We start from the raw sequence: 12668 nt of genomic DNA on the forward strand, positions 1-12668 counted from the left end.
TCACCCTTGACGAGCAGCCAGAACGCTGACTCTATCACCGCCTCGGCCGGAGCGGGCTGCTCACGATCGTCTGAATTCGGCGCTCACGATCGCGCGAAATCGCTGCTCACCATCAGTGAAATATGCACAGTTCCTGCAAATGCTGCTAAACGAAGGCGAACTCGACGGCGTGCGGGTGCTCAGGTGCTCCGCGCGGAAACGGTGCGGCAGATGACGCAGAACGCGACCGGCGACCTGCCGACGCTTCGCGGGCCGGGTCGGGGCTTCACGCTGGGCCTTGGGATCGTGATCGATCCGGCTCCAGCCAAAAGCCGGCCGGCAGCTACCGGTGGGGCGGCATCTATGGCACGCACTTTTGGATCGATCCGAAAAACCGCGTCGCCGGCCTAGTAATGACGCAGACGGCGATTATTGCCTCCGGCCCGATCTCGATCCCATTCGGGAAGCGTTCTATACGATTGATTGAGTTCGACACCCAGCGCGCTTGCGCTCGCCTTTGAGCATGATCCCGATAAGTGGGCATCGGTGTTCCGAAACGATCATGCTGAGCAAAACTATAGAGCGGACCATCAGTCGAAGAAAAGTCACGACCTCTAGGCCTGAATCGGGAATGAGGGGAGCCACTTGCCGATCCGGCGGTTTTTCGCTCGCCGCAAGGCCGGCGGCGACGCCGATGCGGTCTGCCTCGCGCCGATTCTGACTCATCTTGCGCTTGCCCTCGAACCTGGTGACCGGAATGCGCACCCCGACGATGCCGCGCAGTTGCGCGGCGATGAAATCAGCGGGGGCGTCGCTGACAGCCCAAGGGTTCGTACGCGACTTCTCATGACATTCGTCAGCCGTGTGACCACCTCGAGCAGACGTTCGGGCTCCTGGAAGAACTCGACCGGCCCGTACGCGTGGACGGCGATGTAATTCCACGTCGGCACCACCTTCCCAGTTTCTTGCTTGGTGGCATACCATGAGGGCGTCACGTAGGCCTCCGGAGATCACCAGAGCCTCGCCGTTCTGGGCCGCGCGCCACTGCGGATTGCCCTTCGCCAAGTGCCCGTACAGAACTCCGTGCTGTCCTTCGGTCTCCTCGTGGAAGAGCGGCAAGGGTGTCGCAAGCGGCCCGTCCGCGGTGGCCGTGACCAGGTTAGCGAGGCCGGCGGAGCGGATGGTCGCTCGGATGCTTTCGACTTCGTCATCTTTGAAGGCGGCGGGCACATACATGTCGGTTCTCCGTTCTCAGCCCTGAGATAGACCAGCTTGGCACGATTGAAACTACCAGTTATCGCTGATTTTGCTGGTCCCGCTGTAGGGGCATGCGGTATGACAATTGCCACGAACGAAGCTGACCGACCGCTTGAGCCAGAAGCTGACGGCGCGTTCGATCTGGAGTGGTTTCCAGCGCGGACGTAACCCGTCACGAGCCCGATAATGTCCGATCGGGCCGGTGGCCCGGAAGACCTTGATCGAAGAGGGAACGACCGGATAGATGCGGACGCCCTTGACGCGAGCAGCTTTGATCAACGCTGCTTCGCACGTTTGGGCAGGTCGCGAAACCAGACCACCACACCACATGCAAGCCGGCCGCGGCACCGTCGATTAGGGATTTGGTCGCCAAATCTGCGGCGCAAGGCAAACCAGGATTGCCCGCGCTCGCCCTTGCGCTGCCGGCCGCGCTTGACATGCCCATCTCGAAACATCGTAGCGAGCGCTTCCTGCTCGACCGCTGGCGGGTGTCTGTCCATGATCTGCTTGGCCGTGGCGAACAGGGACCGAATTTCAGAGGACATCACCAGATAGCCCATCCTCAACCTCGTGCTGAATGGCGATCCGCAACGCGAGAGCTGTTTAATCGTGCGGGCGGCGGCCATGGCTGCGCTCGACATGGGCGAGGTGGATCGGGCAGACTTGCCCTTCAAAGACCGGCAAACTAGGCGTCTGCCGTGAATGATCAATCGCAATTGCGCGCCGGTGCAGCAGGCGGACACTAGGCGTTCCTCCAGAAGATCGCCGACTCCAGTCCAAATGGCCAGACTCCCCGCCTCAGGCGCTGCGGAAATGCCTGCGAAAGCTTGCGCGGCTCTTCAGCCGGCGCGATCGCTCATCGGGAGACCCCGCACGTCGTGCACAGCATTACTAGAATTGTATGCAGGAATCTCTCAACATCTAGGGAAAACCGGTAGATGCTGCCGCGTTGGCGCCACACCGTATACATATGGTATTCGGCATTGATCCCAAGGGAGGACAGGATCTCATGCCAAAACCCTTTCCCAGGAATGCGTGGTACGCGGCCGCTTGGGACGCGGAGGTCAAACATGAACTGTTGCCGCGCACGATCTGCGGCAAGCACGTCGTGATGTACCGGAAGAGCGATGGCGAGGTTGCAGCCCTTGAGGATGCCTGTTGGCACCGCCTAGTGCCACTATCGAAGGGATGGCTCGAAGACGACACCGTGGTCTGCGGCTATCATGGCCTGAAATACAATGCGCAGGGTCGCTGCACCTTTATGCCCTCGCAGGAGACGATCAATCCGTCGGCCTGCGTGCGTGCCTACCCGGTCGTCGAGCGGCATCGCTTCGTCTGGCTCTGGATGGGCGATCCGGCGCTGACTGATCCCGCCCTTGTGCCGGACATGCACTGGAATAACGATCCAGCTTGGGCTGGCGACGGCAATACCATTCACGTCAAATGCGACTACCAGCTCGTGATCGACAACCTGATGGACCTCACCCACGAGACCTTTGTGCATGGCTCGAGCATCGGCAATGCGGCGATTGCCGAGGCGCCGTTTGATGTCACGCATGGCGAGAAGACGGTCACGGTGACGCGCTGGATGAAAGGGGTGGAGCCGCCGCCATTCTGGGCCAAACAGCTGGGCAAGCCCGGGCCGGTCGACCGCTGGCAGATCATCCGGTTCCAGGCGCCATGCACCGTCAACATCGATGTCGGGGTGGCGCCGGTCGGAACAGGCGCACCGGAAGGCGACCGGTCGCAGGGTGTGAACGGCTATGTGCTCAACACGATTACGCCGGAGACGGAAAAGACCTGCCACTATTTCTCGGCGTTTGTCCGCAATCACCGCCTCAACGAGCAGCGCTTGACCACGGAAATCCGTGAAGGCGTCGCGGGCATCTTTCGTGAGGACGAGATCATCCTGGAGGCGCAGCAGCGCGCCATGGACGAGAACCCGGATCGCGTGTTCTACAACCTCAACATCGATGCCGGCGCGATGTGGGCGCGGCGGCTGATCGACCGCATGCTGGCGAAGGAAAATCCGCCGCGACGGCTAGCCGCGGAGTAGACCATGGCGGAGCGTGACGCCGACCGCTCCGTCTCGGAGACCGTGCGCGCGCAGCTTGCGCTGCGCGACCTGATCTTGTCGGGCGGTTTGCGCCCCGGCGAGCGCATCTCCGAATTGCAGGCGGTCGAAACCACCGGCGTGTCGCGCACGCCAGTGCGCATGGCGCTGGTGCGGCTGGAGGAGGAAGGTTTGCTCGAAGCGATTCCCTCCGGCGGCTTCCGGGTGAAAGCCTTTTCCGAGCGCGACATCCTTGATGCCATCGAGCTGCGCGGCACCCTGGAAGGGCTGGCCGCGCGTTTCGCGGCCGAACGCGGCGTCTCCTCGCGCGATCTCGAACCGCTGAAGGAAAGCCTCAGTGAAATCGACCTGCTGGTGCGCCAGGATCCGATCTCGGTCGAGGCCTTCTCCGCCTACGTCACACTGAACGCGCGCTTCCATGCACTCTTGACCGAATTGTCGCGCAGCCCGCCCTTGCTGCGGCAGCTCGACCGCGCCTGCGCGTTGCCCTTTGCTTCCCCCAGCGGCTTCGTGATGGCGCAGTCGCGGCTGCCTGAGGCCAATCAAATCCTGCTGATCGCGCAGGACCATCATCGGGGGGCGGTCGAAGCCATTGAGAACCGCGAGGGGGCGCGTGCAGAAGCAATCATGCGCGAGCATGCACGCCTCGCCGCGCGCAACCTGCGGCTGGCATTACGCAATCGCACCCATCTGCTGCAGGCACTCGCGTTGGTCAAGTCGCCTGCGGCCAAGTAAGCGGAGACTCCGATGCGCTTCATCGAAACCTGGAGACAGGCAACTGTCGTCGCCACGCGTGACCTCACGCCTAACATTCGTGAATTCCTGCTGCGCCCGGACGGCATTGCGATCGCCTCCTATCCGGTCGGCAGTCACATCGAGGTCGGCGTCAGTATCGACGGTCAGCCGCAGACGCGTTGTTATTCGCTTGTCGGCGAAGCCGATCGGTTGGGCTATCGGATTGCCGTTCGCCGCGCAGCCGATTCGCGTGGCGGCTCGCGCTATATGTGGTCGCTGGCGCCAGGCGCGCGGGTCAAAATTACCCAGCCGAGCTCGCTGGTTCAGCTCGACTGGACGAGGCAGCATTATTGCCTCGTCGCGGGCGGCATTGGTGTAACGCCGATCGTCGGTGCTGCACAGGCGCTGGCCCGCCGCGGCGCCGACGTCACGCTGCATTATGCTGTGCACTCGCGCAATGACGCGGCTTATCTTGATGCGCTTAAGGCGCTGCTCGATGATCGCCTTATCGTCTTCGCCGGTGACGAGGGCCGCCGTCTCGACCTGGACGCGCTGTTCGCCTCGCTTCCGGCGGAGACCATGGCGCTGTGCTGCGGTCCAATGCGGATGCTGGAGGCCGCGCGGCATGCATGGTGCGGTGCCGGCCGTGCGCTCGATGACTTCCGTTACGAGACTTTCGGCTCGAGCGGCCTGCTGCCGACCCAAGCGTTTCGGGTGCGGCTCAAGGACGAAGGCACCGAGATCGAGATCCCGCGCGACCGCTCGCTGCTCGAGGTGCTCAACGAGGCCGGCCACGAGGATGAGCGATTGTCGCCGGGGCGAGTGCGGCGTTTGCGCCATCGACGTCGTCGCCTTCGACGGCGAGATCGACCATCGCGACGTTTTTTTCAGCGATCACCAGAAGCGCGAAAACCGAAAGATCTGCGCCTGCGTCTCGCGCGCCCGCGGCACGATCACGGTCGACACGCTGCATCGGGCGGATGCGACATAGCTCACTCGCCTGGGCCGCCTACGCTATGCCGCGTGAGTTTTCTTCGGATCGAGCAGGCCGCAACCTGGGCGGCTGGCACCGGCCGCCCGATCAGGTAGCGTGGACTTCGCCGCATGGTCTGGCGCAGTATTCGACCTGGTTGGTTGTCTCGATACCCTCGCCACGAGGCTGATGCTGCAGGTCCTGCGGCCAGACCAGAGGTTTTGATTGATTGGTTCGGGATTGCAATGACGGGTAGCTACTCGGGAGAGACCAGCACTTCGATATTGCGGACCAAGCCGGGCTGCCGCCTGATGAGGCCTGCGCGTTAGAGGATCAATGCCATCTGGTGAACGGAAGGCGGGGATACCCCGAAGTGCAGCTGCATCTCCCACTCGGCAGATGGCCGGCGATGCACGCGGGTGTAGGCGTCGATGAAGACCAGATGCTGGCCCTGCTTGGGCGTGAAGGCTCTTGCAGATTGGCCATCCGATTCAGCTGTTCGTCCGTGCCTCCAAAAGCGGAGGGACGGATGCATGTATGCCATCGGTCGAACTCGGCAAAGACCGAGGGTGACGAGGCGGAAATCCGGATCGTCGGCGGCCGGACCGTTCTCGAACGGCTGGTCATGGGCGGAGGCGCAGTTCCGGCCGGGAGTGCCGAGTTTTCTTCGAAAGTGGCGCGCCCGGGGAGATGAAACTGGGAGCGGCTATGTCAACCCGGAGCTCTATAATTTCTGCATCGGCCTCCGCGCTCTTCAAATGCGCACGGATGCCGGTGATGCTTCAGTTTGAACTTTCCGCTGAATCTCCGCTATCGCTGAAGCCGTCGAACGCATCCTGGACGACCCGTTCGATGCGCTCGACCTCGTCATCTGTCAGAGCTTCGAACTCTCGCTGCCTTCTCTTCTTTGACAGGGTCCCGTTGTTCTGCCGAATGAAAAGCAAGAGGTCGTCGGCCAGTCTGTATGGCATTTCGACCGTCTCCATGATTTTCCGCCGCGCCTCATCATGGCGGCGTAGATAATCTAACTCGTGAGGTAGGTCGTACTCGACGGTTCTTTGGACGCACGCGTATAGAAACTCGGCCTCTGCCGTGCAGTCGTAATACCGATAAAGTTCCGCCGTATGCTTCATATCATATTTGATGACAGGATGTCGGAAATGCCTTTCATGCAGGTTGTCGAAAATCAATTCATGTCGCTGATTTTCGCGCGTATGTCGAAAAATGGTCAAAATATCCGCCTTTGCGAAAATTCACGCCAGCTCGTCGAAAAGCAATCTATCTGTCGATTTCCTCTCCAAATCGGCTCTCCATCGCGCCTCGCCCTGAGGGGCTACCCCAAACGTTGTTCGCAAGTGGCGCGCCCGGCAGGATGAAACTGGGAACTGCTATGTCATTGTAGCTCAAGTTAAATCCTAACCGCACATTTATGGGAGGCTGGCTGCAAGCTCCTCGAAGGTCATGAAGCGCACGCCATAGGTCGCGGTCAGCCAGCCGCGACACAGAGTTCGTGGCATTGCTGTTGCCGACATCTGCCGAGCAGAACGCGTCGAGACCATAGGCGACATGAGCGGCGACGCTATCGCCGTCGGCCCATTCGCCAAAGGCTCGCTCGACCGCACGCTTCTCGTGAATATCCGCCGCCTTGTCGAGTGCGCGAAACCAGGCGCTCTCAGGGTCACGCGCAGCCATCTTTTCTCCGAGCGCCTTGACCTGTGCATACCCCATGCCGCGGGCTGCAATCGCCCCGGCAACTTTATGAGCCTTATCGATCCACTTCCGCAGCTCATCGCCTTTGCCCCGGCCAAGATAGTATTCTCCAGTCGGGTCATTCACACGGAATGCTCCGATCCGGGGCACATCTTCCAACACCCTGACGCCCAGCGCTTTCGCCGCTTGCATGCGGGCAACGACTTCGGGATGCAGCTTCTTGCGTCCCGGCTGCTCCACACGGAGCTCCATACCAATCGTCTCCACATCTTCGCTGCCAACCTTCTGGCGGATTTCCTCCGGCAGGTTCGCATTTTTGGTGATGCGGGTGGTCTCAGGCTGCATCACAGTCTGGGTGCCGGCGAACACGTCGGCGCGGTCCTGCCGCATGATCCCTTCGATGGTGAGCATCGTCACAGAGTAAAAGCCTTCCAGCTGGCCGCTTGCGAGGGCATCGTGGACCTTCTTCATCAATGGCTGACGAGGGTCTTTCGGGAATCGTTCAGGCCAGCAAGCAAGGTCCAGGACATTGGTATCAAAAGTCACACGAAGCGGCATGTTGCCTCCGGGGGTCTAATGAACCGCTTGGGCGGCTGAGCCGGCAGGCCACTGTAGAAAACATTTACGGAGATGCTGCGAGATTTCTATCCGGCGCAGAATGCGACCAAGATTCACGACCCTTTTTCGCGTAAAAACCATCAGCACTCTTTTCGTCATATCGTATGCGGCTATCCGGCGCTGTATCGTGAAGCCGAATCCGGAGAGCGCTGCGATCATCCCCATCGGTCGGCATCGGTACATTCTGACCTTCCAGAAAGCGAGCTTGATCCTGCGTGCTGAGTTCCGCCCAGAAACCGTCCGTCGCTATGACGAGCTCTTTCTCGATATTCAACTCCATTGCATCAGGAGGCATGAATTCCCTGGCCCGAAAACTTCGGGTCAGTCGATGCCGTGTCGTTAGGCCGGCGAGGGTCGCAACAGGTACAGGACCGGTGGCGTTGGCGAGTGTATGGGGCTGGTTTAACCACTCAATCGTTCCGTCCCGTCGTCCCAGCAGACAGTCACCGGCATGCAAGACGAGGAGCGTGTTCCGACTACTTATATGCACCATCATGTAACTGGCCGAAGCGCGCGGATGCTGTCAGGACAATGTGCCGTGAATCTGTTTCAGCCGCGTCCAGACTCTCCGTGGTTATCGCCTCGTCAGAAGCGACGTACCAATCAATCATGCCGCACATGATCTCGTGGGCAAGCATGCCGCTGTCAGGAGCGGTCGTCGAGCCGTCGAGAACGATGCATAGCGTTTCATCGGACCGGATTCCAATGCCCCCGCAATCGCGATTATCCGTGGTGCGCTTTCCGGTCTGGCTATGCCAACTGACATTGATCTCCATTTTAACCACCGCCGGCGCTCAGGGCGATAAAACGCTTCTTGACAATGTCAACACGCCCCTCCGGTCCCCGAATATTGCCTTCGAGAAAATAATCAAATTCGGGATTGCCGAGCAAAGCCGCAAACTGTTCTGCGATAAACTGCCGGATGTCTTCGTCCGCCTCCAGGACTTCCGCAACGATTTCCGGCCGGCCATCGATGATCAGGAGGATGTCCTCCAGATCGCGGCTCGTGAAGAGATCGCCTTGGCCGCGACCGAGGTAGGCCTCCAGCTTAGTGGCGATGAACAATTCCGGCGTCAGACATCGTATGTCGAGTGTGTCGGTCAGCGGACAGGTGACCGCAGTTGCAATCCCTTTCGCATACCAACGATTACTGAAGCCGAGAATGTCGGCGTCATCGGGCATAAAATCGACCTTGAGATCGCCGAGCCGCATTCGGCAGATAACCGTATCGTCCTGCGATTCCGCAAAGCCTTTCTCACGAAGCTGCACCTGCAGCTCCGCCCAATCCGAATACCCGACAAGATCAACAATGAGATCCACGTCGTCCGTTGCCCGCCGCCTTCAAGGGTAACTTCATCGGTGATGAAAAGGGCGGTCGTGCGCCTCCCACGAACACCAGCCGCTGGCGAAGGTCGCTTCCAAGCGCCTCCGCAACGGTCTGCAGCATTTGGAGCAGCTGGCCTTTGACCGTCATTTCTCCAGCAGCCTTTCGGAGAGTCTTTCGCCGGCAAGCCCGACTTCTCTTTGGTTTCCAAGCCGGATCGCATCCACCAGAGCGAGGTATTCATATAGCCGCTCATCTTTCTGCACGGCCTCAGGGACACTTTTGAATAAGGGCTGCACGGATTGCCCCATGTCATGTCCTTCGGCAGACGGCCAGACGTAAATATACTCCCCGCCGCTGACCAGCCGGCCTTTGAGCATCGGCGCGGCGAAGGCGGTAGGAATACCACGCGTCATGGCACCGGGCTTTGCAGGAAAGACAAACTTCAGGCCATGAATGATGAAGCTATGAAGATTGCGGCGATTGGGCTTTGGCCGAACCGGAGTCGAGGTCTTTGATGGCCAACCCCGTTGAAAGGCTGCGCTTGATCGAGGCGTTGATCTCGGTCTTGCTGATTCCCAGCAGCGTTTCGAGGCTACGCACAGAGTACGGTGCCTCACCCTTGAAGCTCCATTGGAACTCCCCGGACCCCTTTTCCTCCTGGCTTACGAGCTTCAGCAGAACGACGATATCCTGACTTTTAATCCCGTTCATGCAAGCCTGTCCGCGGTGCTAGGACCAAGGACACGGCATCACAATCCGATAGCTCATGTCAACGAAAAGATACATCGGTCCGATTATGGCAAGACCAGAGCTCTTATCGAGTATGCGTTCAAAACCAAGCAGTTAAGCGCCAAGCTGGCGAGCCATAGAGCCCGTGGAACCGCAAGATCGCGTCGGCTCAGCCTCCGCCGCCGGCAGCGTTAGCATGTCCGAAGACCAACAGCGCGATCTCAAGCGGGAAATGCGGCCGCCTGGCCGGTCACTCCCTTGCCAGGACCGGCCGATGAAGCATGCATGAAAATCCGCTCCAAGAGCGGATTTTCATGCATGCTTTTCGAGTCCCCTCTACTGGCGCGACCCGGCGTCAATCTGGCAAGCCATCCCCCAGCTGTGAACCGGCCACAAGCCGTCAGTCTCGTCCTCGACCGTGAAGTGAAAGTCCTTCAGGCGATGCGCCTCCCGCAGCCTCAGCATGTCTGAAAACTGACAGCGCGTGACCTCAAGCGAGAGGTGCAACGATGGAAGATGCTGGGCCTTGATGAGATGCCCCGCGTCCGGGAATTCCGTCTTCATCGGCCCTCTCCATCAAATCCTGACGCGCGCGACATACAAGGGGCTGCACAAGTTCAATCGCAAGGTTTGGAAGACCAAGGAAGCGAAGCCTGAAGCCGACCAGGTCGCGGTCGCCGTCGATCCCATTTCCGTGCAGGCGATGCTCAAAGCGAAGAACCCGTAGGCCATGCCTCCGCGCGTTGTGACCGGCCCGATCTTGCTCACAGGTATTGCCACCTGCGCGAGCTGTTCTGGCGGCATGACGCTGCGGACCGGGAAATCGGGGAGGTATCGCTATTACACCTGCGCCACCTGCGCCCAGCAGAGAAAAGCCGCATGCAAGGGCCGCAGCGTTCCCATGGACAAGCTCGACAGCCTTGTGACCGAGCGCCTCGCGGATCAACTGCTCACGCCTGAACGGGTTGCGGAGTTGCTGTCGGGCCTGATGGAACGGCGGGCCGCGAGGGACGAAGACTATTCGTCCCGGCTTACGGCCCTGCGCGCGAAGCTCTCGGACGCGGAAGGACGGCTCGGGCGGCTCTATTCCGCCATCGAGAGCGGGATCGCGGACCCTTCGGATCCCACGCTCAAGGATCGCGTCGCCGCCGTCAAAACCGAGCGCGACATCGCGCAGGTCGCGTTCGACCGCGCGGTAGCGGAGATGCGCCCTGAGACCCGGATCACCGAGGAGAGGATCGCGGCCTTCACGGAAGCGATGCGGACAAGCATCATGACCGGCGAGACGCCCTTTAGGCGGGCTTATATCCGGTCGGTGGTCGATCAGGTCGAAGTGGACGACACGGAAATCCGGATCGTCGGCCGCAGGACCGTTCTGGAACGGCTGGTCATGGGTGGCGGAGCGGCTCCGGCTGGAGTGCCCAGTTTTGTTCGGAAGTGGCGCACGCCGACACGATTCGAACGTGTGACCTCCGCCTGCGGACGGCCGCAAAACGCGAGTCCGCCGATCGTGCACCGGTCGCAATTAATTGTGGTCTTACGACAGCGCCCGCGACTGCCAAGAAAGGGTGGGGCGGCGATCTGGTACTTTGCGCGATTCTTGCAGAGCTGATCGCAGGATGATCAATTGAAGGTTGTCTTATCATGAACGAGCAGCGGACGCAGCCCAATACCGCCTATGCGATCTGCGGCTTCAACGATATTCCAAGCCAGCGCGCCATGGGGTTCCACCTTATGATCGTCGACGAAGACGGCAGCCAGAGGCCTTGGCCCATTGTCGTGGTGCGCTGGGGCAAGCGGGTGTTTGCATATCTCAACAAATGCCCGCACAATGGCGTCCATCTGGACTGGGAACGCAACCAGTTTTTCGATCCACGCGGCATCCGGCTGATGTGTGGTAAGCACGGCTCTAGCTTCGAGCTCGGCACCGGCCGCTGCGTCGACGGCCCGTGCAAGGGCAGCAGTCTCACGCCGGTCGCGTTGAGGGTGCTGGACGGCGATATCTGCGTGACCGGCGTGCGGCTTGTCGAGGAGGAGAATTCCTCTAGCGAAAGCTGAAGCTGGCTCTCAGACCGGCCGGTTCTCGTTGCGGTTTTTCACGGGCTCCATCCTCTTCAGCCCGTCTTCGTAAGAGATCTCGTCATAGGACGCATCGATATTCTTGGCCGCGTCGAGCAGGTAGTCGAGCTTGCCGGGCGCATCGAGCTTCTTCATGTCATTCTTGTCGACCCCGACCAGGTCCATCATCTCCTTCCAAACGGTGGATTCATCGCATGGCAGCACGTTGAAGGTGATATCACCGAGCTTGACTCGGTATTTCGCCAACAGGTCGATGTTGTTGCAAAACATGAAGTAGCTGCCATCAGGGCTTAGCGCGCCCTCAAGGACGTTTGCGACATCGGCAAGATAAGCGAAGCAGTGCAAATAGCCGGCTAGGGCCGGAATGGTACTTTCGCCTTCCTGCACGAACGTCAGTACCTGTTCGATCGAATAATGGGGCGGCCGCTTCTCGTCCGCGACCTGGGTCTGGAATTGCAGCGCAATATCGCCGCGAAACCCGAACCGGCCCGGTTTGGTGGTGCCTCCCTTGAATATGGCATTGAGCAGGCGGCCGTCCTTCTCCAAGCGGCCGAGCGCAGTGTTCTCGATTGCAGTCATGAAAAATCATCCCTCGATCCAAGACAATGGCCGGACACCCGGCGGGAGATGCGATGCAAATTGTTTGCCGCCGCGGGCGGAACGCTTCACTGGTGGAATCCAAAAAAACACCCAGTCGCGCAGCGCCCGCTCATCAGCCATGTCAGGAACCCGACACGCGTTGCAAAGCCAGCAGGCCGATTTGAAAAAAGTCGAGCGTTATCAAATTCTGGAGCGCTGGCATGCGACTTGCCAATTCGCAGGCAACCGATGCGGGCAGATGAACGGTGAGCTATGATCAATCTGACGGATAGTGCAGTGAACGCACTCAAGAGTGCGATCTCGGCTTCGGCGCAGCCGACGAGCGGCCTGCGCATCATGGTCGAGGCCGGCGGCTGCGACGGATTCAAATACAAGATGGGCCTCGCCCACGAGGCAAAGCCCGACGACACCGTGATCGAGCGCGACGGCATCAAGATGTTCGTCGACAACAAGAGCCATGAGCACCTCGCCGGCACGACGATTGATTTCGTCGTGGCGCTGGAGGGCTCGGGTTTCACCTTCGACAACCCGAATGCGAGCTCAAGCTGCTCCTGCGGCAAATCCTTTGGCAGATGAAAAGAGAAATT

General features: G+C 60.2%; 17 protein-coding genes and 3 pseudogenes. 9 read left to right on the top strand and 11 right to left on the bottom strand.

Features of this window, described 5'->3' with window-relative positions:
- On the top strand, nucleotides 1-390 hold a 390-nt coding region (locus I6F35_RS40015; protein WP_249792843.1), incomplete at its 5' end, for a hypothetical protein.
- A gap of 60 nt (nucleotides 391-450) precedes the next feature.
- On the opposite strand, the pseudogene I6F35_RS34460 reads toward I6F35_RS40015, so the two are convergent.
- The 3 genes and pseudogenes from I6F35_RS34460 to I6F35_RS34470 all read right to left on the bottom strand — a co-directional run bounded on the left by I6F35_RS34460 (nucleotide 451) and on the right by I6F35_RS34470 (nucleotide 1796).
- Nucleotides 451-1215: pseudogene (locus I6F35_RS34460) on the bottom strand (FMN-binding negative transcriptional regulator).
- A 51-nt stretch (nucleotides 1216-1266) separates the two neighbouring features.
- The gene (locus tag I6F35_RS34465) at nucleotides 1267-1515 is read right to left on the bottom strand and encodes a hypothetical protein (RefSeq protein WP_225122098.1); all 249 of its coding nucleotides are present in this window, start codon (nucleotides 1513-1515) and stop codon (nucleotides 1267-1269) included.
- The gene (locus tag I6F35_RS34470) at nucleotides 1512-1796 is read right to left on the bottom strand and encodes a hypothetical protein (protein ID WP_225122099.1); all 285 of its coding nucleotides are present in this window, start codon (nucleotides 1794-1796) and stop codon (nucleotides 1512-1514) included. The genes I6F35_RS34465 and I6F35_RS34470 overlap by 4 nt, the downstream gene beginning before the upstream one ends.
- 449 nt (nucleotides 1797-2245) lie before the next feature.
- Here I6F35_RS34470 and I6F35_RS34475 point away from each other — a divergent pair, with 449 nt between their 5' ends.
- The 3 genes and pseudogenes from I6F35_RS34475 to I6F35_RS34485 all read left to right on the top strand — a co-directional run bounded on the left by I6F35_RS34475 (nucleotide 2246) and on the right by I6F35_RS34485 (nucleotide 5036).
- The gene (locus I6F35_RS34475) at nucleotides 2246-3292 is read left to right on the top strand and encodes an aromatic ring-hydroxylating dioxygenase subunit alpha (RefSeq protein ID WP_225122100.1); all 1047 of its coding nucleotides are present in this window, start codon (nucleotides 2246-2248) and stop codon (nucleotides 3290-3292) included.
- A gap of 3 nt (nucleotides 3293-3295) precedes the next feature.
- A complete protein-coding gene (locus I6F35_RS34480) occupies nucleotides 3296-4045 on the top strand; it encodes a GntR family transcriptional regulator (RefSeq protein WP_225122101.1) in 750 nt (249 codons plus the stop codon).
- Between the two features lie 12 nt (nucleotides 4046-4057).
- Nucleotides 4058-5036 (top strand): annotated as a pseudogene (locus tag I6F35_RS34485) (PDR/VanB family oxidoreductase).
- 764 nt (nucleotides 5037-5800) lie between these two features.
- Here I6F35_RS34485 and I6F35_RS34495 read toward each other — a convergent pair.
- From I6F35_RS34495 to I6F35_RS34520, 7 genes are all read right to left on the bottom strand, one after another.
- Nucleotides 5801-6250 (bottom strand): hypothetical protein, encoded by a 450-nt coding sequence (locus I6F35_RS34495; RefSeq protein ID WP_225122102.1) that lies wholly within the window; start codon nucleotides 6248-6250, stop codon nucleotides 5801-5803.
- Nucleotides 6251-6296: 46 nt separating this feature from the next.
- Complete coding sequence (locus I6F35_RS34500) at nucleotides 6297-7286, bottom strand: hypothetical protein (protein ID WP_225122103.1); 990 nt, start codon at nucleotides 7284-7286, stop codon at nucleotides 6297-6299.
- A 536-nt stretch (nucleotides 7287-7822) separates the two neighbouring features.
- Nucleotides 7823-8122: a hypothetical protein gene (locus I6F35_RS34505; RefSeq protein ID WP_225122104.1), complete on the bottom strand. Its 300-nt coding sequence runs from the start codon at nucleotides 8120-8122 to the stop codon at nucleotides 7823-7825.
- A 1-nt stretch (nucleotide 8123) separates the two neighbouring features.
- Nucleotides 8124-8666, bottom strand: a complete 543-nt coding sequence (locus I6F35_RS34510) for a hypothetical protein (RefSeq protein WP_346283232.1) — start codon at nucleotides 8664-8666, stop codon at nucleotides 8124-8126.
- 150 nt (nucleotides 8667-8816) lie between these two features.
- Nucleotides 8817-9086 (bottom strand): hypothetical protein, encoded by a 270-nt coding sequence (locus I6F35_RS40655; RefSeq protein WP_346283233.1) that lies wholly within the window; start codon nucleotides 9084-9086, stop codon nucleotides 8817-8819.
- A 49-nt stretch (nucleotides 9087-9135) separates the two neighbouring features.
- Nucleotides 9136-9384 carry a hypothetical protein gene (locus I6F35_RS40660; protein ID WP_346283234.1) on the bottom strand — a complete coding sequence of 83 codons (249 nt, stop codon included), beginning with the start codon at nucleotides 9382-9384 and terminating at the stop codon, nucleotides 9136-9138.
- A 354-nt stretch (nucleotides 9385-9738) separates the two neighbouring features.
- Nucleotides 9739-9966 (bottom strand): hypothetical protein, encoded by a 228-nt coding sequence (locus I6F35_RS34520; RefSeq protein ID WP_225122105.1) that lies wholly within the window; start codon nucleotides 9964-9966, stop codon nucleotides 9739-9741.
- 238 nt (nucleotides 9967-10204) lie between these two features.
- On the opposite strand from I6F35_RS34520, the pseudogene I6F35_RS40020 reads away from it, so the two are divergent.
- The 3 genes and pseudogenes from I6F35_RS40020 to I6F35_RS34530 form a co-directional block, all read left to right on the top strand.
- Nucleotides 10205-10279: pseudogene (locus I6F35_RS40020) on the top strand (hypothetical protein); the annotation flags it as partial.
- A 24-nt stretch (nucleotides 10280-10303) separates the two neighbouring features.
- A complete protein-coding gene (locus tag I6F35_RS34525; protein ID WP_249792848.1) occupies nucleotides 10304-11014 on the top strand; it encodes a hypothetical protein in 711 nt (236 codons plus the stop codon).
- 32 nt (nucleotides 11015-11046) lie between these two features.
- A complete protein-coding gene (locus I6F35_RS34530; protein WP_225122107.1) occupies nucleotides 11047-11460 on the top strand; it encodes a Rieske 2Fe-2S domain-containing protein in 414 nt (137 codons plus the stop codon).
- A gap of 9 nt (nucleotides 11461-11469) precedes the next feature.
- On the opposite strand, the gene I6F35_RS34535 is transcribed toward I6F35_RS34530, so the two are convergent.
- On the bottom strand, nucleotides 11470-12060 hold the full coding sequence (locus tag I6F35_RS34535) for a hypothetical protein (protein WP_225122108.1): 591 nt from the start codon (nucleotides 12058-12060) through the stop codon (nucleotides 11470-11472).
- Between I6F35_RS34535 and I6F35_RS34540 the strand changes: the two genes are divergently transcribed.
- Both I6F35_RS34540 and I6F35_RS34545 read left to right on the top strand, forming a co-directional pair.
- On the top strand, nucleotides 12059-12337 hold the full coding sequence (locus I6F35_RS34540; protein WP_225122109.1) for a hypothetical protein: 279 nt from the start codon (nucleotides 12059-12061) through the stop codon (nucleotides 12335-12337). The genes I6F35_RS34535 and I6F35_RS34540 overlap by 2 nt on opposite strands.
- Nucleotides 12334-12657: an iron-sulfur cluster assembly accessory protein gene (locus I6F35_RS34545; protein ID WP_208829856.1), complete on the top strand. Its 324-nt coding sequence runs from the start codon at nucleotides 12334-12336 to the stop codon at nucleotides 12655-12657. Before I6F35_RS34540 ends, I6F35_RS34545 begins: the two co-directional genes overlap by 4 nt.
- The last annotated feature ends 11 nt before the right edge of the window (nucleotides 12658-12668 follow it).

It is taken from the genome of Bradyrhizobium sp. BRP22 (assembly GCF_020194175.1).
In the GTDB taxonomy this organism is placed as follows: Bacteria; Pseudomonadota; Alphaproteobacteria; order Rhizobiales; family Xanthobacteraceae; genus Bradyrhizobium.

Coding starts and splice junctions, on each gene's coding strand:
- I6F35_RS34470 (WP_225122099.1), bottom strand. CDS start 1,796: ATGGGCTATCTGGTGATGTCCTCTGAAATTCGGTCCCTGTTCGCCACG.
- I6F35_RS34475 (WP_225122100.1), top strand. CDS start 2,246: ATGCCAAAACCCTTTCCCAGGAATGCGTGGTACGCGGCCGCTTGGGAC.
- I6F35_RS34480 (WP_225122101.1), top strand. CDS start 3,296: ATGGCGGAGCGTGACGCCGACCGCTCCGTCTCGGAGACCGTGCGCGCG.
- I6F35_RS34500 (WP_225122103.1), bottom strand. CDS start 7,286: ATGCCGCTTCGTGTGACTTTTGATACCAATGTCCTGGACCTTGCTTGC.
- I6F35_RS34505 (WP_225122104.1), bottom strand. CDS start 8,122: ATGGAGATCAATGTCAGTTGGCATAGCCAGACCGGAAAGCGCACCACG.
- I6F35_RS40655 (WP_346283233.1), bottom strand. CDS start 9,086: ATGACGCGTGGTATTCCTACCGCCTTCGCCGCGCCGATGCTCAAAGGC.
- I6F35_RS40660 (WP_346283234.1), bottom strand. CDS start 9,384: ATGAACGGGATTAAAAGTCAGGATATCGTCGTTCTGCTGAAGCTCGTA.
- I6F35_RS34520 (WP_225122105.1), bottom strand. CDS start 9,966: ATGAAGACGGAATTCCCGGACGCGGGGCATCTCATCAAGGCCCAGCAT.
- I6F35_RS34525 (WP_249792848.1), top strand. CDS start 10,304: ATGGACAAGCTCGACAGCCTTGTGACCGAGCGCCTCGCGGATCAACTG.
- I6F35_RS34530 (WP_225122107.1), top strand. CDS start 11,047: ATGAACGAGCAGCGGACGCAGCCCAATACCGCCTATGCGATCTGCGGC.
- I6F35_RS34540 (WP_225122109.1), top strand. CDS start 12,059: ATGAAAAATCATCCCTCGATCCAAGACAATGGCCGGACACCCGGCGGG.
- I6F35_RS34535 (WP_225122108.1), bottom strand. CDS start 12,060: ATGACTGCAATCGAGAACACTGCGCTCGGCCGCTTGGAGAAGGACGGC.
- I6F35_RS34545 (WP_208829856.1), top strand. CDS start 12,334: ATGATCAATCTGACGGATAGTGCAGTGAACGCACTCAAGAGTGCGATC.